The following is an 18,923-nucleotide window of genomic DNA, read 5'->3' as shown; positions in this document are numbered from 1 at the left end:
ACTCCCATGACTGCGCGCCACTCGCCGCTGAGCCTGTGGCACGCGATTCAGGATCTGCCCGACTTCCGCCGGCTGGTGTGGGTGCGGCTCCTGACCCAATTCAGCGACGGCCTCTTCCAGGCCGGCCTGGCGGGCGCGCTGCTGTTCAACCCGGAACGTGAGGCGGAGCCGTGGGCCATCGCCGGAGCCTTCGCGGTGCTTTTCCTGCCGTACTCGGCGATCGGTCCGTTTGCCGGTGCGCTGCTGGACCGCTGGGACCGCCGCATGGTGCTGATCGCTGCCAATCTGATTCGAGTACTGCTGGTGGCCCTCGTCGGCATCGAACTGGCACTCGGCGCCGACGATGTGATGCTGCTGCTGGGTGCGCTGGTCGTCAACGGGGTTACCCGCTTCGTCACCTCGGGCCTGTCGGCGGCCCTGCCCCACGTGGTGCCGCGCGACCAGGTCGCCACCATGAACTCGGTGGCCACCGCGGTGGGCGCCTCGGCCACATTCATCGGCGCCAATTTCATGCTGATGCTGCGGGCGGTGTTCGGTGCCGGTGATTTGGGTTCCGCCACAGTCATTTTCCTGGTGATCGTGCCGACGACGGCTGCGGCGTGGGTCGCATCCGGGTTTCCCGGCGACCGGTTGGGCCCCGATGACAGCGTGCGCGCGGTACACGGTTCGGCCTTCTACGCCGTGGCGACCGGGTGGCTGCATGGCGCGCGCACCATCGTCGGCACACCATCGGTGTTCGACGCCCTCATCGGGCTGGCCGCGCATCGGATGGTGTTCGGCGTCAACACCCTGCTGGTCCTTGTGCTGGTGCGCAACACCGAGTCGCTGTTCGCCGGCATCGGCGCTGCGGCATTGTTCCTGGCCTGCACCGGCATCGGCTCGTTCCTGGGGACGGTCTCCACCCCGGCCCTGCTGCGGCGATTCGGTCGCGGACGCACTCTCGGGATGGCACTCGGCGGGGCGGTTGTCCTGCAATTGATTGCCTCCGGTTTGTACATTCCCATCCTGTTGGCCGCCGCGTTCGGTCTCGGGACGGCTGGGCAGGTCATCAAACTGTGCGCCGATGTCGGCATGCAGACCGACGTCGACGACGCCCTGCGTGGACACGTTTTCGCGGTGCAGGACTCACTGTTCTGGGTCACCTTCACCGGGGCGATGGCCGTCGGCGCCGCCTTCATCACCCACGCGCATTGGCTAGCCTTCTCCGGCGCGGTGATCTACTTGATCGGACTGATCGTGCACATGACGCGAACCCTCTGGCCCAGCCCGCCAGACACCGGTTCCCTGCCCACCCAGCCCAACCAGCCCGACCCGGAAGGACAACCCCGTGACCTCGACCGCTGACGCAGTCATCGACGACCTGCGTGACGAGAGCGATGGACTCGACGCCCTGGTGGCACCGCTGCCCGATGACGGCTGGTCCCGGGACACACCCGCGGCGGGCTGGACCATCGCCCACCAGATCGCCCATCTGCACTGGACCGACGCGCAGTCGCTGCTGGCGGTCACCGATCCCGAGGGCTTCGCCAATGAGCTGCCCAAGGCGATGGCCGACCCGTTCGGGTTCGTGGACAAGGCCGCCGAGGAGACCGCGCAGATTCCGCCCGCCGAGCTGCTCACCCGTTGGCGCGATACCCGCAACCAGCTGCATGCGGCACTGCGCGACGTACCCGACGGGGTCAAGATCCCCTGGTACGGGCCGCCCATGAGCTCGGCCTCCATGGGCACCGCCCGCTTGATGGAGACCTGGGCCCACGCACTCGACGTCGCCGACGCGCTCGGCGTGGTCCCCGCGCCCAGCGCACGCCTGAAATCCATTGCGCACCTGGGTGTTCGGACTAGGGACTATGCGTACACGGTGCATTCACTGACCCCTCCGGCCGAACCGTTCCGCGTCGAGCTGACCGGGCCCGACGGCGACACCTGGACCTGGGGGCCGGAAGACGCCGCCCAACGCGTCACCGGGTCGGCGCTCGACTTCTGCTACCTGGTGACCCAACGGCGCCCACGCGCCGAACTGGATCTGCGAGCCACCGGCGAGGACGCCCAGAAATGGCTGTCCATCGCGCAGGCATTCGCCGGCCCGCCCGGTGCCGGCCGGGGGTGAACACCGCGGCAATCGGCCGTGCACTCGATCCTTCGGAGGCGATGTTCGCGGGTAATCGCAGCACCGTGGCGTATTCGGTCTTCGGCACCGGCGTGCTCGATACCGATGCTGTGACAACGGCTTTCCGAGCACTGCTGACGAGTTACCCCGTGCTGTCCGCGCAGATCGTGCCCGCCGGGCACGGGTACGTGCTTGAACGCGTTCCCCACCCGCCCGCACTGCAGCTGGGTACGTGTACCGCCCTACCCCGGTCTGGCTTCACCATCGTCGACCCCACCGCGGTGTGCGCCGTCGATGCTGCCCAGGACGGCAATGACTTTCGCCTGACCTTGTTGACCCACCACAGCATCGCCGACGCGGGCGCCGCGCTGACGTACCTGGACGTTCTGTGCTCGCTCTACACCCGCGTGGTCGAGACGGGATCCGCCGGGACCGCCCGACCGCATCCCCTGGCGATGTCACTGGAGCAGTTCCTCGCCGCGCGCGGGTACGTCATACCCACGCCCAGCGCGCCCCCCGCGACACCAGCAGAGCCGACGGTCGACGCGACGGTTGTGATTCGGCACGGGCGCACCCGACTCGGCCGCGAGCAGACCACGCGCTTGTTCGACGCCGCCCGCGCCGCCGGCCTCACCGTGCACGGAGCCGTGTGTGCCGCGATCCTGCTGGCCGCTCAAGCGCTTTCACGATCGCAGGACCCGGTCACGTTCGGCCTGACGTCATCGGTGGACCTGCGCACACGAACCGGCGCACCCATTACCGCGGCGCAGGGAACGGTGATCCAAGGCGCCGACACCACGATTCTGGCCGTCACACCCGATGACGACCCGTTGCGCCTGGCTCGCGCGGTACTGGATTCCCTGGCGGGTGGCCTCGCGAATCGCAGTGTGCACCAAGCATTTCTACGCCATCAACCGCCACACCAGCAGTCCATCGAGAATCCGCTCATGGTCACGAACTGGGGCCGGATACCTCCGCTGCATCTGCCGGAGGGGCTGCGCATGCACGACTTCCGTGCCACCGTACGTGGCGGGCGCATCCGGTTGCGGGCCACCACACTCCCCCCGAGCTTCTTCATCACCACCTGCGATGGACGGCTCAGCCTTGATCACCCCACCTGGGTGGCCGACGAGTCCGATCCCACCCTCGCGTGGACAGCCGCGCTAGGGCGAGCCTTCGACCGGATTCTCCGCTGACATACGTGGCGAGCCCAGCGGCCGGGCCGCGTCCGCGACACCGTCGCCGTCAACATCGGTGAGCACGACGTCCCAACGACCGTCGCCGGTCGTGTCGACGTACACAGAGTTCCCTGAATCGATTGTGCTGAAAGCTCTTTCGGCACGGCCGTCGCCATCAGCATCCAGCAGTTGCTCGGGCTTCCCGTCCCCGTCGACATCGGCTGTGCCGCCGGGGTGTTCGGTGCCATCCAGACCGAACCAGCTGATCGATCCGCTTCGTTCCACGTGAAACGCCCACGTGCCCAGGCCATCATCGGTGAAGTAGGCCTCGGGCCTGCCGTCGTTGTCGACGTCCAGGACGGCGTGATCCGCCGATCCGTCGCCGTCGGCATCCCACATCATGTCGTCGAACAGCCCGTCACCGTCGAAGTCGAGGCGCACCGCATCCATGACCCCATCGCCGTCCAGGTCGGCGTTGGGCGGCGCATCCCACGCGGTGACGACTCCGTCTCCCGCACCGAAGCAGTAGTCCATACCCGATATGAGGCCCTGACGATCCCGGGAGTTCCGTCTTCTTGGGGCCTGTGGATAACCACGCAGACAGAACGTGCGCTGAGATCGGTTCATGTCTGTAGGAGGCGCACGGCGGCAATTCGGTTCCATCCGTAATCTCTGACCCCGTGGATGCCCCTACCCTCACCCTGCTGCTGGCCGCTGCCTCCGCCGCCGGCTGGGTCGACGCGGTGGTCGGCGGCGGCGGCCTCGTCCTCATCCCGGTGCTCATGCTCGTGTTTCCCGGAATGGTGCCCGCCACCGCGTTGGGAACCAACAAACTCACCGCACTGTCCGGCACTGCGTCGGCGGCCATTCGGCTCTTCCCCCGAACACCGCTGAACTGGCGTGCGCTGGCCGCAGCCTTCGTCGTCGCGGCGGCTTTCTCCAGTGCCGGCGCCTACACCGCCTCGCGACTACCGGTGTCCGTCTTCAAACCGGTGGTGCTGGTGCTGCTGGTGGCGGTGGGGGTGTTCGTCGCGACACGTCCCCAGTTCGGCACCGCCGAGCACAGCTCCACGCGCACGAGGGCCACCACGTTGACCGCGCTCGCCGTGGCCGCCGTCGTCATCGCCTTCTACGACGGCATCATGGGCCCGGGCACGGGGACCTTCATGATCATCACGTTGACCGCCGTCGCCGGGATGACGTTCCTGGAAAGCTCGGCCACCGCCAAGGTGCTCAACTCGGGCACCAACGTCGGGGCGCTCATCGTCTTCGCCTCGCAGGGCCATGTGTTGTGGCTGCTGGGCCTGGCCCTTGGCGTCGCGAACATCGTGGGCGCCCAGCTGGGCGCGCATATGGCGCTCGGACGCGGGGCGGGTTTCGTTCGCGTGGTGCTGCTGGCGGTCGTCGTGGTGATGGTGGGCAAGCTCGGCTACGACATGCTCGGCTGAGTAGCCGTTGCCGCTTCGTTCTGAACACCTACCTCATGAGTACCGACAGAGCCCGACTGCCGCGGATCCTGGTCGAGGCACTCAATCACCCCCCTAACTGTGCGTTTGTAATGACTTCAATCGCCAGTAGGCGGACAAGTTCGATATCCGGACGCAGCGCATATGCCTCCGCGCTCTCCGGCAGCAACACCCTTGCATCACCGAATTTCGGATCATCCTTCGCGTGGACAATACGGTTGCGGATTTTGTATATCCGATTAGCTGATTGCTCAACTAGACCGGTGTCGGGCTGTCGAAATGTCATGAAGTCCACGCCCGTAATTGGGCCTCGCCGACCAAAATGCTCTTGAATACCCGCCTCAGCGAAAAACTCTTCGATCCTACGCGGCCGTACCGACTCCTCCAGCAACATTGCGACCTGCCGAGCTTCTGACGGCTGCACTCCCGCCTCTACCACGCTTACGATCCCTAGGATGTCGGAATCCGTGCCTGTAAACGTGGGGTCATGCAGCTCCCGCCGAACTTTATTAATAGTATGTCGACGCGTTGCATACGGAAAGAAATACTCCAGAACCTGATAGTAGGACAGGAAAGCAAGCGGTGGGTTGTCTCTAGCTGAGTCGGCAAATGCAAATAGCTGCGCGGCCTCGCGGCCCACGACCGTGTCTGGAAATCGCACCTGATTGCAAGTTCCGTGCCTCTGGCCGCGCCACAAACCAGTGCCATACATTTCGCGGCGAATGAGCCTTAGACCAACTCCATTCCTGACGTCCATTTCGTAGAACAACCTGTCACAGAGGGCCGGCGCTGATTCCAGCAGAACCTTGCCGGCGACGGGTGCCCCGCCCAGTTGCAATTTGACGGTCGCGAATCCGCGGTATCCAGTAGCGCCCCCACTTGGGATACCGAATACGACACCGAGCGGAGATGCCCAAGAGAGTTCCATGCATATCCCCGTTGACGGGCTGGTGACATGCACAACCGGTACTTCGGGTTTTGGAATGGTCGTGCTCCGGGACGAATAAACCTCCGGGTCGAGCGTTGGCCATGGTGTAGCCAAGTGTTCACAATCAACTGGCGGACTAGGCGCGAGACGCCCCAGCATTGGTCGGTAGCGTCCTCCGATGCGTCCATTGTTATGGACGACTACAAACTCAGCGGCGCCAGTCGTGGGCGACAAATACCCAAAGTAATCCGGGGCTGCCTCTGGTCTGAGTGCAACCTGCTCGTCAAGAACCAGGCCTGCTGCTGTTGGGATCGCAAATCGTCCGCCCCTCGCCCCACTAGATCGAAACCATATCGAACCGGAGTCCTCACGATCGAAATCAATACCGTGCTCTTCCAAGTAGCTGAACGCGACCATGCTTGCCGACTCAACCGTCTCGCCAGGATCGTGTTCCACTTCAGAGCCATCCATCATCATCACCCCCCCCCCAAGATTCCATTTCCGCGGCGGTTCGAGTGTAGGTGCAAACATCCCGTCATTCAGCGCACTTTTGCCTCAGGAACGCCCCGCCCACCATTCCCGCAGCGCCTCGATCGCTTCGTCGTGATCGAGCGGCCCCCGCTCCAAGCGCAGTTCCTTCAAGAATCGCCAGGCCTGCCCGACGATCGGCCCGGCCGGCACGCCCAGCAGCTCCATGATCTCGTTACCGTCGAGATCGGGTCGGACCCGAGCCAGATCCTCCTTGGCCGCCAGCTCTGCGATGCGCTCTTCGAGCCCGTCATAGTTGGCCTGCAGCCGCGCCGCTCGCCGTTTGTTGCGCGTCGTGCAGTCCGCACGCACCAGCTTGTGCAGCCGCGGCAACAACGGCCCGGCATCGGTCACGTACCGGCGCACCGCCGAGTCGGTCCACGTCCCATCGCCATATCCATGGAATCGCAGATGCAGATACACCAGCTGCGATACGTCCTCGACCATCTGCTTGGAGTATTTGAGGGCACGCATGCGCTTGCGCACCATCTTGGCGCCGACGACCTCGTGGTGGTGGAAGCTCACCCCGCCGCCATCCTCGTGTCGACGGGTGGCCGGCTTACCGATGTCGTGCAATAGGGCAGCCCAGCGCAACACCAGATCGGGGCCGTCGTCCTCGAGATCGACCGCCTGCTCCAGCACCGTCAGCGAGTGCCGGTACACATCCTTGTGCTGATGATGTTCGTCGATGGTCAGCTGCATCTCGCCGACCTCGGGCAGCACCACCGCGCCCAGTCCGCTGTCCACCAGCAGATCGATTCCGGCGACCGGATGCGCACCGAGGATCAACTTGTCCAGCTCGGCCTGCACGCGTTCGGCGGTGATGCGGCCCAGCTGCTCGGACATCGCATGCAACGCCTCGAGCACCCGCGGTGCCACCGTGAAACCCAGCTGGGAAACGAAACGAGCTGCCCGCAGCATGCGCAGCGGATCATCGCCGAACGAGATCTCCGGAGCCGACGGGGTATCCAGTACCCCGGCGCGCAGCGCTTCCAGGCCGTTCAGCGGGTCACAGAACTCACCGGGTCCCTCCGGACCGATCTTGACCGCCATCGCGTTCACGGTGAAGTCCCGGCGCACCAGATCGCCCTCGAGGCTGTCGCCGAACACCACCTCGGGGTTACGCGACTGCTGGTCATAGCTGTCACTGCGGAAGGTGGTGATCTCGACCCGCTGCCCCTTGCGGGACACCCCGATGGTGCCGAACGCGATACCGGTATCCCAGATGGCCTCGGCCCACCCGGTCACCAATTCCTGCACCTGTTCCGGGTGCGCGTCGGTGGTGAAATCCAGATCGGAGCCCAACTTGCCCAGCACGGCGTCGCGGACACTGCCGCCCACCAGATACAGGTTGAAGCCCGCGGAATCGAAGAGGGCGCCCAACTCTGCGAGCATCTTCTTGTGCCGGTTCAGGGTCACCACAGCGGTGACCAACAGTTCGGCGGTCGGTATCGATTCGGGCACGTCGGGCAGCCTACCGGCGCGTATCGCAAGGGCTCTCAGTAGCGGGAACTACTATCACATGGGTGTCTGACTCCTCCGGCGGTTCCCGCACGGGTGGGTCGTCGGACGAGCCCAACGGCTCAGCGCGCGGCAGGGGGTCGCGCCGCGGTCGGCGCAACCGATCGCAGGGTCGTGCACAGGGCCGGGCGCAAGGCGCCAATACTCCGGCGGCCTCCCCTGCCGCTGGGGCTCCCCATGCGACAAACGGGACCAATACCCCCAGCGGAAAGGGCCGCGGGCACGTCAAGGGCCGTGCCGCGAGCGCCTCACTGCGTACCGTGCGCGAGACCTCGGCCGGCGGCCTGGTCATTGCCGGAATCGATGGGCCCAAGGACGGTCAGGTGGCGGCCCTCATCGGGCGGACCGACCGGCGCGGGCGGATGTTGTGGTCGCTCCCCAAGGGCCATATCGAACAGGGCGAAACCGCCGAGCAGACGGCCATCCGCGAGGTGGCCGAGGAGACCGGCATCCGCGGCAGCGTGCTCGCCGCACTCGGCAGCATCGACTACTGGTTCGTCACCGAGGGCAGGCGCGTGCACAAGACCGTGCACCACTACCTGATGCGCTCGCTGGGTGGTGAGCTGTCCGATGACGACGTCGAAGTCACCGAGGTGGCCTGGGTTCCGCTCGACGAGCTGCCCACCCGCCTGGCCTACGCCGACGAACGACGACTGGCCGAGGTGGCCGGTGACCTCATCGACAAGCTGCATGCAGGCGGACCTACCGCTCTACCTCCATTGCCTCCCTCCACGCCACGACGCCGTCCTCAAACGCACTCCAGCACGCATAGGACACCGGGCCGGCGATCCGGGCGCGGACAGCAGCAATGACCCCACCCACGCATCGCAACGCGACGCGTGTGGCGGCAGTACTTGCCGTCCTCGCGCTTGTCCTGCTCATCGCGCCGTGGTCCGCACCGCGCGCCCAGGCCTACCGCGACGGACAATTCCTCAAGGTCGTCATCGACGAGGTCAATCCGCAAACAGTGACCACCGTCGACTCGACGGTGACCGTGCGGGGCACGGTGGCCAATGTCGGCGACCGTCCCGTCACCGATGTTGTGGTGCGCCTGGAGCGGGCCGATGCCGTGACCGCCAGCGCCGAACTGCGCGCCAATCTGCATGGCCACCACGACCAGTACCGGCCCGTCGGGGAGTTCGTCACCGTTGCGGGCACCCTCGAACAGGGGCAGCAGCGACCCTTCACCCTCACCTTCCCGCTGCGCGGGGGTACCGGACCGAACTGGAACATCGACACACCCGGGGTGTATCCGGCCCTGGTGAACGTCAACGGCACCCCTGATTACGGGGCCGCCGCGCGGCTCGACGACGCCCGTTTCCTGCTCCCGGTGCTCGGGGTGCCGCCGCCGAGTGGCGCCGCCGCCGAACCCGAGGTCGCTCCCGACACCTCACGCCCGGTCGGTCTGACGCTGCTATGGCCCCTGGCCGATCGTCCGCGACTGGCACCCGGCCAGCCCGGTGGGCCGGCCCCGGTACGGCTGCTCGACGATCAGCTGGAACGCTCACTTTCTGCCGGCGGCCGGCTGGATGCGCTGCTGGGCGCCCTCGAATTCGCCACCGAGCCGGCCGTTGACCCCAAGGGCGATCTGGCACGCACGGTCTGCGTGGCGGTCGACCCCGATCTGCTGGTGACCGTCAACGAGATGACGCAGAACTACCAGGTTCTCGACAACGCCGCCGACCCCGCGGGCCCCGTGCATCCCGGCACCGGGCAGGGACTGGCCACCGCGTGGCTCGACCGGCTGCGTGCCATGGCCAAGCACACCTGTGTCACCCCGCTGCCCTACGCGCAGGCGAGTCTGGACGCGGTCGCCCAGATGGCCGACGACGGCCTGGCCCATCAAGCCACCACCGGAGCCGCCGATGTACTCGACCAGATTCTGGGAATCGCCAGCCTGCGGGGCGCCACCCTCCTCGGCGACAGCCACCTCTCGACGGCGGGCATCAACCTGCTCACCGCACAGGGCCCCACCGTCGCGGTGTCCCCCCTGCCGTCGGTTCAGGAAACACCCCCCGATTTCAATCCGCGCCGCGTATCCGACACCGTGGTCGCCGCACCCTTCGACCCCTCGGTGGGCGCCGCACTGAGCGCTGTCGGCCGATCACCCACCACCCCCGATTACGTGTCCCCCTCACTTCGCTTTGCCCTACAACATGATTCGCGGGTCGCACGCATGCAGGACGCGCTCGGGGCGATGGCCTGGCAGGCACTCACGCCCCAGCAGACTCCCCGTCAGACGATTCTTCTGCCGGATGCCACCTGGGATCTGTCCGACGGCGAAGCCCGCGCGATCCTGTCGACCACATCCACGCTTCTGCATGCTGGGCTTGCGATACCGCGCCCGCTGCCGACGGTCATCGGCGAGGCGCGCGCCGGTGCCCAGCCCAATCCGGTGGACTCCGCGTTCGGCGTAGATCCACAAGATTCCGTGGATGACTGGGTGTCTCAAGGGCTGGGTGATGAGGTTCGCCGACTGTGGGGGCTCACCGCGGCGTTGACGGTGGACGCCCGCACCGGCCTCACCGGTGCCCAATACACCGATCCGCTGCGCCAAGACACCCTGCGCGCGGTCAGCCAAAGCGTCCCGGCGGATGCCCGGGACGACACCGCACGCGAACGACTGGCCGCCATCCGGCACACGGTCGGTGATCTGTTCAATGCGGTCACCGTCGTCAATCCGGGTGGTTCCTACACCATGGCCACCGAACACAGCCCGCTACCGTTGGTGCTGCGCAACGAACTCCCGGTGCCGATCCGGGTCGCCCTGCGGGTCGAGACACCCGCCGGCATGAGCGCGACAGACGTTGGTGTACAAGAGATTCCACCCGGATTCCTACCGGTGAAGGTGCCCGTGGAGGTCAACGTGTCGCAGCGTATGGCGGTGGACGTCACGCTGCACACGCCCGACGGGCTGCCCCTGGGTGATCCGGTGCGTCTGTCCGTGCACTCCAACGCATACGGCAAGCCGCTGTTCTTCATCACCATCAGCGCGGCCACGGTGCTCTTCGCCTTGACCGGCCGGCGTCTATGGCATCGATTCCGCGGTCAGCCCGACCGTGCCGATCTGGACCGCGACGATGAACCACCCACGACCGGAAGAGGCCCGCAGTGGCAGCCGTGAGGAAGCCGCTGGATCCGTTACCCGATCCCGAGTTCGACGACACGATCGAGGAACTGTCCGACGCCGCCGTAGTCGCCCACTCCGGCTCGATGGCGGTGGCCACCCTGGTCAGCCGGATCACCGGCTTCATCAAGCTGCTGTTGATCACCGCGGCGCTCGGCGCCGCATCCGCGAGCGCGTTCTCCACGGCCAACCAGCTGCCCAACATCATTGCGGCGCTGGTGCTTGAGGCCACCTTCACCGCCATCTTCATCCCGGTACTCACCCGCGCGGAACGCGAGGACGCCGACGGCGGCCAGGCATTTGTGCGCAAGCTGCTGACCATCGCCGCCACCGTGCTGTTGGTGACGACGGTGCTCTCCGTGCTGGCTGCGCCCTTGTTGGCCGCGCTCATGCTCGGTGGCGATCCCAAGGTCAGCACGCCGCTCACCACCGCGCTGGCGTATCTGCTTCTCCCCCAGATCTTCTTCTACGGGTTGTCGTCGGTATTCATGGCGATTCTCAACACCCGCAATGTGTTTGGGCCGCCCGCGTGGGCCCCGGTGTGGAACAACGTTGTCGCGATCCTCACCCTGATTCTGTACTGGCTGATGCCCGGTGAACTCACCCTCAACCCGATACGGATGAGCGATCCGAAACTCCTGGTGCTGGGCATCGGCACCACCCTCGGCGTCGTGACCCAGGTCCTGGTGTTGGTCCCGGCGATCCGCCGTCAGCACATACCCATGCGCCCGCTGTGGGGACTTGACGACCGCCTCAAGCAGTTCGCCGGGATGGCGGCCGCGATGGTGGCGTACGTGACCATCAGCGACATCGGGTTCGTCGTGGTCAATCGGATCGCCGCCGGCGCAGCGGATTCCGGCCCCATCATCTACAACCAGACCTGGATGATCCTGCAGCTGCCCTACGGGGTCGTCGGGGTGACAATCCTCACCGCGATCATGCCCCGGCTCAGTCGCAACGCTGCCGCCGAAGACGTGCCCGCCGTGGTCGGCGATATATCCCTGGCCACCCGGCTGACGATGACCGTGCTCATTCCCGTGGTCGCGGTGATGACCGTCTGCGGGCCCGCGATGGGTCCCGCACTATTCGCTTACGGAAACTTCAGCCTCGCCTCGGCTCATTATCTGGGGCTTTCCATTTCACTCTCGTCCTTCACCCTCATCGCGTATGCCCTTGTGCTACTGCAACTTCGGGTGTTCTACGCGCGTCAGGAGGCGTGGACACCCACGTGGATCATCATCGTGATCACCACGGTGAAGATCATCGCCTCAGTCATCGCCCCACACCTGACCGACGATCCCGACCTGGTGGCCGGGTATCTGGGCGCCGCCAACGGTCTGGGATTCGTGGCGGGTGCCGTCTGCGGATATCTGTTGTTACGCCGCAGCCTGGGGCGTGGCGCCGGTCCCCTCATCGGTTCGGACGTGGCCCGCACGGTGCTGCTCACCCTGGCCGCCTCGGCGACTGCCGCCGCGGTCGGTCTGGGCGTCGACCGGGGCTTCGGTCTGGACCTACTCACCCAGCGCGGGGGTGGTCTTGGTTCGATTCTGCGGCTGGCCATCCTCGGCATCGTCATGCTGATGGTGACCTTCGCTGTCATGGTCGCCGTCAAACTCCCCGAAGCCCTCAGTGTGGTCTCCATGCTGCAGCGCCGTCTCGGCGGCCGCCTCGGGGTGGCCGCCCAAGATCACGCTTCGGTTATCGGCAACTCTCCCGGGCCATCCCTGCCGTACCCTGATTCGGGTGATCGAGTCGGCGGCAGCGATGCTGTGGACTCGACAACCGCAAACAAACCAGCGCTTGGGGGTAGTGCTGATACGAGAAAGGGCAGGGCTGTGACCGACACCCCGGGGTCATCGACGCGGCCTGTTCCCACCCGGTCCCCGTCCACGGGCCCAGTGCCCACCTCCGTGATGCCCGGCGCCAGCATCGCCAGCGGTCGTTACCGGCTGCTCACGTCGCACGGTGGCCCCGACGGACTGCAGTTCTGGCAGGCCACCGATACCGAACTCAATCGACCGGTGGCGCTCACCATCATCGACGGCGCCCTCTTCACCTCCGACCAGGTGCAGGACATCCTGTCGAACACCCTGCGGCTCAGCAAGATTGAGTCACCAGGCCTAGCCCGCGTGTTGGACGCCGTGCATGAGGGCTCCGGTGGCATTGTCGTCGCGCAATGGGTCCGCGGCGGTTCACTGCGCGAGGTCGCCGACACCGAACCTTCCGCCGTTGGCGCCGCTCGCGCGGTCCGCTCTCTGGCCGAGGCGGCTGACGCGGCGTTCGAGGCCGGCACCGCGCTGAGCATCGACCACCCCGATCGGGTGCGCATCAGCATCGACGGCGACGCGGTGCTCGCGTTCCCCGCCACCCTGACGTCGGCCAGCGCGGACGAGGACGTCAACGGTCTTGGTGCCGCCCTCTATGCGCTGACCACACGCCGCTGGCCGCTGGCCGAGACCGGTCAGCCGAGCGGGCTCGCCGCGGCCAATCGCGCTCCGGACGGACGGCCCGTCGAGGCCCGAGTCATCGCCCCCACGGTGCCCTCCGAGATCTCCGACGTGACCTCGCGCGCGCTGAGCGACGATCCTGGATCCGCCTCCGACCTACTCAACGGCCTGGAGTCGGCCATCGCGAGTGTGGATCACACCACCATGCTCGAACCGGCCGCTGCCGCGCCGACCCAGGCGCTCGATGTCGACCGTCGCCAGGGGTTTGCGGGCCCGAGAGCCGCTGCCGACGACGAGGACTACGACGACCTCGACGACGAAGATCCGGAGGAGGCCGCCCGCCACCGCAAGATCTTCCTGATAGGGCTGGGTGTGGTGGGCGTTCTCGTCATCTCGCTGTGCATCGCGCTGGGCGTCTGGGTCACGCGTATATTCGGCGACGTCGGGCCGCTCGACAAGATCAACATCGGCATCGGATTGCCCACCCAGTCCTCCAGCGGCGAGACGGCCAAGCCAGGTAGCCCAGCCAAGATCGTGCAGGCAACCGTGTTCCCTCCGGGTCCTGACGCGGATCAGCCTGGCAAGGCGAGTTTGGCGATAGATGGCAACCCTTCCACGTCGTGGACCACCGACACCTACACCGACGCCGATCCCTTCCCGGTGCTCTTCAAACCCGGTGTGGGTCTGCTCCTGGATCTGCAGTCCGCGAGTGCCCTGAGCAGCGTCACGATCGAATCGCACAGTGTCGGAACGCAAGTGCAGATCCGATCCGCCGACTCCGCCACACCGGGCTCGCTCAATGACACCAAGGAGATCTCGGCAACCGCCACGCTGCAGCCCGGCAAAACAACGATCCCCATCACCAGCAGCTCACAGGTCTCCCATGTGCTGGTGTGGATCAGCAAGCTGGGCTCCACCAACGGTGATCACCACGCGGAGATCGGCGAAATCACGGTCTCAACTGCTTCCTAGCTGCACGATCGTCTGCTAGGCGACGGGTTACCGAATGGGTTTCAGTACCGATCCACAGATTTGACCCTATATTTTTCGCGGTAGTTGAAACCCGATGGCAACCATAAATTGGGGCGTTGAACTGCGGTTCATGTTGTTCAGTTACGCATATCGCCGTTACTGATTGTTGAAAGTTGTATAACAGTTTGCTGTGGGGCCCTCCGTTGGTCGACGGCACCCCCCATTTTTGATTACTGTGCGCGTGTGGGCATGGTTCAGGGGGTTCTCGCCGCTCCTCAACACTCGGACGCCGAGCTGTTGGCTGCCCACGTCGCCGGCGACCCCTCCGCTTTCGAACAGCTGTTCCGCCGGCACCATCGTCGCCTCTACCGACTCGCCCGGGCCACCAGCCGCACCCCCGAGGATGCCGCCGATGCGCTCCAGGAAGCGATGCTGTCGGCCCACCGCGGAGCTGCCAATTTCCGCAACGACGCCGCCGTCACCAGCTGGCTGTACCGAATCGTCGTGAATGCCTGTTTGGACCGTATGCGTCGGAACAAGGCCCACAGCCCGATCGAGCTCGAAGAGGACGTCTACACCCTCGAAGACCCCTCGACCAATGTCGACACCTCGATCGTCATCCAGAAGGCCCTGCTCCGGCTGCCCGCCGAACAGCGTGCCGCGGTCATAGCGGTCGATATGCAGGGATATTCGGTGGCCGATGCCGCTGAGCTGCTCGGTGTGCCCGAGGGCACGGTGAAGAGCCGTTGTGCACGCGCACGTGCACGCCTGGCGGTCGCCCTGCATTACCTGGACAAGGCCGGCTCGGTCGAACCGGAAACAATCGATTACTAACCGTGTATCACCACGTCACGATCCGCCTACAAATTAGGCAACGGTCGTGGCGGGCGGTAGCTGGATACGGGAACAATGGACACAAATGGTCAGCAACCAGCCGGGCGGTTTCGATGACGAAGGTAACCTCGACAAGGTGAGCCTCGCCGAGGTGCCGCTTTCAGTCGAGGTCTTGGCCGACCTCCACGCCGACGTCTACGACGCCGGCGATTCCGGCGTGCTTCGGCAACGCGCAGACCAAGATCCGGACGCGCGTCAGACATTGGCGGCCCTCGATCGGGTACGTGCCGATCTGGTGGCCTGGCTGGACAGTCCGGCGCCCGAGGTACCCGAGTCCGTCGTCGACGACATCGTTGCCGCGTTGCGCGCGGAGTCGGCCCAGTCCACGTTGCCCGCAGTAGCTGCGAATGCCGTACGGCCCGCCGACGTCAGCCACAATCTGGTCACCGGTCCGGTCCCGCTCGACCATCGCCGACGCCCCGCGGCAAAGCGTCGCTGGCTCGCGTACTCCGGTGCAGGATTGGCGGCCGCCGCGTGCGTAGCCGTCGCCATCACCGTGGTGGCCCAGAACAATCGCCGCGCCGCGGACACCACCGCCACCGTGGCGGGTCCCTCGCTGTCCCAGCAGATCGCACCCCGCACGGCCGCGCCCGTGGCGCCGGAACTGCCCGCGCAGAGCGCACTCGGTCAAACCGCCTTCCCGCTCTCCGGGAATGAGATCACCGCACTCGTGGGCCGCACGCCCGCGTTCGGCGAGCTCGACAACGCTGCGCGGCGCGCCTCCTGCCTTACCGGTCTCGGCCTCTCCGCGTCCACGCCGGTCCTCGGCGCGCAGACTCTCGATATCGACGGCCCGGCCGTGCTGATGGTGCTCCCCGCCGGGCGCCCGGGTGAACTACTGGCCGTGGCGGTGCGCCCCGGCTGTAGCGAGTCCGATCCGCAGCGCGTGGCCCAGACCCGTATCGGCGCGACACCGAATCGATAGACGGCCGGTGGAACCCATCCGACCCTCGCTATCTCCCACCGCCCGCCCGGCGTGGAACATCCCGCTCTAGGCTGTTGTTTTAGCATTCGCATGGCCCTGTTCGATCAGGGAATCAGATCGCCTCAGAAGGGAAGCGCATGTCTCAGGCTCCGTCGACCGGGACCGAATCGGATGTCCACGAGCTCATCATCATCGGCTCCGGACCCGCTGGGTACACCGCGGCGGTCTACGCGGCCCGCGCACAACTCAAGCCGATCGTGTTCGAGGGCACACAGTTCGGCGGGGCTCTCATGACCACTACCGAGGTAGAGAACTACCCGGGTTTCCGCGAGGGAATCATGGGACCCGACCTCATGGACCAGATGCGCGAACAGGCTATCCGCTTCGGCGCGGACCTGCGCACCGAGGACGTTGACGAGGTGTCCCTGCAGGGCCCCGTGAAGACCGTCACCGCCGGTGGCGAGGTTTACCGTGCTCGGGCCGTCATCCTGGCCATGGGCGCCGCACCGCGGTACCTGGGGGTTCCCGGCGAGGACACCTTGCTGGGCCGCGGCGTCAGCTCCTGCGCCACGTGCGACGGATTCTTCTTCAAGGATCAGGACATCGCGGTCATCGGCGGCGGTGATTCCGCGATGGAAGAAGCGACATTCCTCACACGGTTTGCCCGTAGTGTCACACTCATCCATCGCCGCGACGAGTTCCGTGCCTCCAAGATCATGCTGGAGCGTGCGTACACCGACCCCAAGATCAAGGTCCTGACCAATACCAAGATCATCGGGGTCGAAGGCACCGACTCGGTGACCGGACTCAAGTTGGAGAACACCGTCACCGGTGAGGCCTCGCAGCTGCCCATCACGGGGATGTTCGTTGCCGTCGGCCATGACCCCCGTAGCGAACTCGTGAAGGATATCGTCGACGTCGATCCCGACGGCTACGTGCTGGTGCGCGATCGCAGCACCTACACCTCACTGGAAGGCGTCTTCGCCGCCGGGGACCTGGTGGACCGCACCTACCGTCAGGCCGTTACTGCTGCCGGAAGTGGTTGTGCAGCAGCCATCGACGCCGAGCGGTGGCTTGCCGAAACCGCGCATTCCCAGACCCTCATTGAGGCCTAGACTCAACTGCCACCATCAAAGGAGAATCATGAGCGATCACGCGACTGTTACCGTCACCGACGACTCGTTCCAGGATGACGTCGTTTCCAGCAACAAGCCGGTGCTGGTGGATTTCTGGGCGACCTGGTGCGGGCCCTGCAAGATGGTGGCCCCCGTACTCGAAGAAATCGCCAAGGATCACGGTGACGCCCTGACCATCGCCAAGCTCGATGTGGACGCCAATCCGGAGACCGCCCGTGCGTTCCAGGTGACCTCGATCCCTACCCTGATCCTGTTCCAGAACGGCGAGGCAACCAAGCGGATCGTCGGCGCCAAGAGCAAGTCGGCGTTGCTGCGTGAGCTCGACGGAGTCGTCTAACCGGCCCAACACCGGTCGGCTGACAGGGCCGAGAGTTTCGCTCATCGCGTAGGCATCTGAGACAATATTGCTGTCCGGACGACGGGCAGCAGCTGCCGGCGTCGGTAGCAGTGCGGATTCCTCACATACGGCTGCGAAAGGCGGAGTATGACGACAGGCGCGTCGAACATTCGCCACGGCGATCGAGGCCCGGCCGTCACCGAGGTGCGCGAGGTACTGACCGCGCTCGGGTTCCTGGAGGACCTCGACGAGATGTTGGCGACCGGTCGGCACGTCATGGTGGATCGCTTCGATGCGACGCTCCATGACGCCGTGCGGGCGTTTCAGCAGCGCCGAGGCCTCCTCGTAGATGGAGTCGTCGGCCCCGCGACCTACCGCACGCTCAAAGAGGCTTCCTACCGGCTCGGGGCGCGCACGCTCTTCCATCAGTTCTCCGCGCCGATGTACGGCGACGATGTGGCCACCTTGCAGAAGCGTCTGCAGGATCTCGGGTTCTACACCGGCCTGGTCGACGGAAACTTCGGCCTGCAGACCTACAACTCACTGATGTCGTACCAGCGGGAGTACGGACTCACCGCTGACGGCATCTGCGGACCGGAAACGCTGCGCTCCTTCCAATTATTGGGGCGCCACGTCACCGGCGGGTCCGCGCACGCCATCCGTGAGACCGAACACGTTCGCAATGCCGGCCCGCAGTTGTCGGGCAAGCGCATCGTCATCGACCCCGGCCTCGGCGGCGCCGACCGCGGACGCATTGTGCCGGGACGAGAAGGCCCCACTAGCGAGGCAGATATCTTGTGGGACTTGGCAAGTCGCCTCGAGGGACGCATGACCGCCATCGGGATGGACACCTACATCTCGCGCGCCATCCAGAACAACCCCACCGATATCGAGCGGGCCACCTACGCCAACAACGTGGGCGCCGATCTGATGATCAGTCTGCGCTTCGACTCGCAGCCCACCGTGGCAGCCAGCGGGGTCGCGTCCTATCACTTCGGCAATCTGCACGGCTCCGTGTCCACCATCGGCCACATGCTGGCCGACTTCATTCAGCGAGAAGTAGCTGCCCGCACCGGATTACGTGACTGTCGGGCGCATGGCCGCACGTGGGATCTGCTCCGTCTCACCCGGATGCCCACCGTGCAGGTGGATATCGGGTACATCACCTCCCCGAATGATGTCTCCATTCTCAGTGCCGCCCACTACCGCGACGTGATGGCGGAGTCGATTCTGGCCGCGGTCAAGCGCGTGTACCTGCTCGGCAAGAACGATCGGCCCACCGGAACCTTTACCTTTGACGAGCTTCTGGCGCACGAATTGTCGGCCGGAAGCTAGTTTTTCGGCGTCTCGCCGTTCG

The 18,923-nt window shown here is 65.8% G+C and carries 15 protein-coding genes; 12 read left to right on the top strand and 3 right to left on the bottom strand.

Features of this window, described 5'->3' with window-relative positions:
- Nucleotides 1-6 precede the first annotated feature (6 nt).
- The 3 genes from BKG76_RS11105 to BKG76_RS11095 are packed head-to-tail and all read left to right on the top strand — an operon-like array spanning nt 7 to nt 3,303.
- A complete protein-coding gene (locus BKG76_RS11105) occupies nt 7-1,344 on the top strand; it encodes an MFS transporter (protein WP_070937690.1) in 1,338 nt (445 codons plus the stop codon).
- Complete coding sequence (locus BKG76_RS11100) at nt 1,328-2,107, top strand: TIGR03084 family metal-binding protein (RefSeq protein WP_070937689.1); 780 nt, start codon at nt 1,328-1,330, stop codon at nt 2,105-2,107. Before BKG76_RS11105 ends, BKG76_RS11100 begins: the two co-directional genes overlap by 17 nt.
- A gap of 41 nt (nt 2,108-2,148) precedes the next feature.
- Nucleotides 2,149-3,303: a phthiocerol/phthiodiolone dimycocerosyl transferase family protein gene (locus tag BKG76_RS11095; RefSeq protein ID WP_070939133.1), complete on the top strand. Its 1,155-nt coding sequence runs from the start codon at nt 2,149-2,151 to the stop codon at nt 3,301-3,303.
- On the opposite strand, the gene BKG76_RS11090 is transcribed toward BKG76_RS11095, so the two are convergent.
- Complete coding sequence (locus BKG76_RS11090) at nt 3,271-3,819, bottom strand: pullulanase (protein WP_070937688.1); 549 nt, start codon at nt 3,817-3,819, stop codon at nt 3,271-3,273. The genes BKG76_RS11095 and BKG76_RS11090 overlap by 33 nt on opposite strands.
- 167 nt (nt 3,820-3,986) lie before the next feature.
- Here BKG76_RS11090 and BKG76_RS11085 point away from each other — a divergent pair, with 167 nt between their 5' ends.
- Nucleotides 3,987-4,733 (top strand): TSUP family transporter, encoded by a 747-nt coding sequence (locus tag BKG76_RS11085; protein ID WP_070939132.1) that lies wholly within the window; start codon nt 3,987-3,989, stop codon nt 4,731-4,733.
- Nucleotides 4,734-4,818: 85 nt separating this feature from the next.
- Here the strand turns inward: BKG76_RS11085 and BKG76_RS25020 are convergent, their stop codons facing one another.
- Nucleotides 4,819-6,150, bottom strand: coding sequence for a hypothetical protein (locus tag BKG76_RS25020; RefSeq protein ID WP_131815811.1), 1,332 nt, complete (start codon nt 6,148-6,150; stop codon nt 4,819-4,821).
- 84 nt (nt 6,151-6,234) lie between these two features.
- Entirely contained in the window at nt 6,235-7,671 is a 1,437-nt protein-coding gene (locus BKG76_RS11075; protein WP_070937686.1) for a CCA tRNA nucleotidyltransferase, read from the bottom strand.
- Nucleotides 7,672-7,733: 62 nt separating this feature from the next.
- On the opposite strand from BKG76_RS11075, the gene BKG76_RS11070 reads away from it, so the two are divergent.
- The 8 genes from BKG76_RS11070 (at nt 7,734) to BKG76_RS11035 (ending at nt 18,901) form a co-directional block, all read left to right on the top strand.
- Entirely contained in the window at nt 7,734-8,540 is an 807-nt protein-coding gene (locus BKG76_RS11070) for an NUDIX hydrolase (protein ID WP_109420693.1), read from the top strand.
- Nucleotides 8,537-10,852 (top strand): DUF6049 family protein, encoded by a 2,316-nt coding sequence (locus BKG76_RS11065; RefSeq protein WP_070937684.1) that lies wholly within the window; start codon nt 8,537-8,539, stop codon nt 10,850-10,852. The genes BKG76_RS11070 and BKG76_RS11065 overlap by 4 nt, the downstream gene beginning before the upstream one ends.
- Nucleotides 10,840-14,274 carry a murein biosynthesis integral membrane protein MurJ gene (locus tag BKG76_RS11060; RefSeq protein WP_083338007.1) on the top strand — a complete coding sequence of 1,145 codons (3,435 nt, stop codon included), beginning with the start codon at nt 10,840-10,842 and terminating at the stop codon, nt 14,272-14,274. Before BKG76_RS11065 ends, BKG76_RS11060 begins: the two co-directional genes overlap by 13 nt.
- 249 nt (nt 14,275-14,523) lie before the next feature.
- Nucleotides 14,524-15,108 (top strand): RNA polymerase sigma factor SigM, encoded by a 585-nt coding sequence (gene sigM, locus BKG76_RS11055; RefSeq protein WP_070937683.1) that lies wholly within the window; start codon nt 14,524-14,526, stop codon nt 15,106-15,108.
- 85 nt (nt 15,109-15,193) lie between these two features.
- Nucleotides 15,194-16,093: a hypothetical protein gene (locus BKG76_RS11050; RefSeq protein WP_070937682.1), complete on the top strand. Its 900-nt coding sequence runs from the start codon at nt 15,194-15,196 to the stop codon at nt 16,091-16,093.
- A 137-nt stretch (nt 16,094-16,230) separates the two neighbouring features.
- A complete protein-coding gene (trxB, locus tag BKG76_RS11045) occupies nt 16,231-17,208 on the top strand; it encodes a thioredoxin-disulfide reductase (protein WP_070937681.1) in 978 nt (325 codons plus the stop codon).
- A 28-nt stretch (nt 17,209-17,236) separates the two neighbouring features.
- A complete protein-coding gene (gene trxA, locus BKG76_RS11040; protein ID WP_070911559.1) occupies nt 17,237-17,566 on the top strand; it encodes a thioredoxin in 330 nt (109 codons plus the stop codon).
- Nucleotides 17,567-17,713: 147 nt separating this feature from the next.
- Nucleotides 17,714-18,901, top strand: coding sequence for an N-acetylmuramoyl-L-alanine amidase (locus tag BKG76_RS11035; RefSeq protein ID WP_070937680.1), 1,188 nt, complete (start codon nt 17,714-17,716; stop codon nt 18,899-18,901).
- Nucleotides 18,902-18,923: the final 22 nt, after the last annotated feature.

It is taken from the genome of Mycobacteroides franklinii, assembly GCF_001853795.1.
GTDB classification, from domain to species: Bacteria; Actinomycetota; Actinomycetes; order Mycobacteriales; family Mycobacteriaceae; genus Mycobacterium; species Mycobacterium franklinii.
Note: the sequence above shows the minus strand (reverse complement) of the source record. Positions and strands in the feature narration are given on the sequence as shown.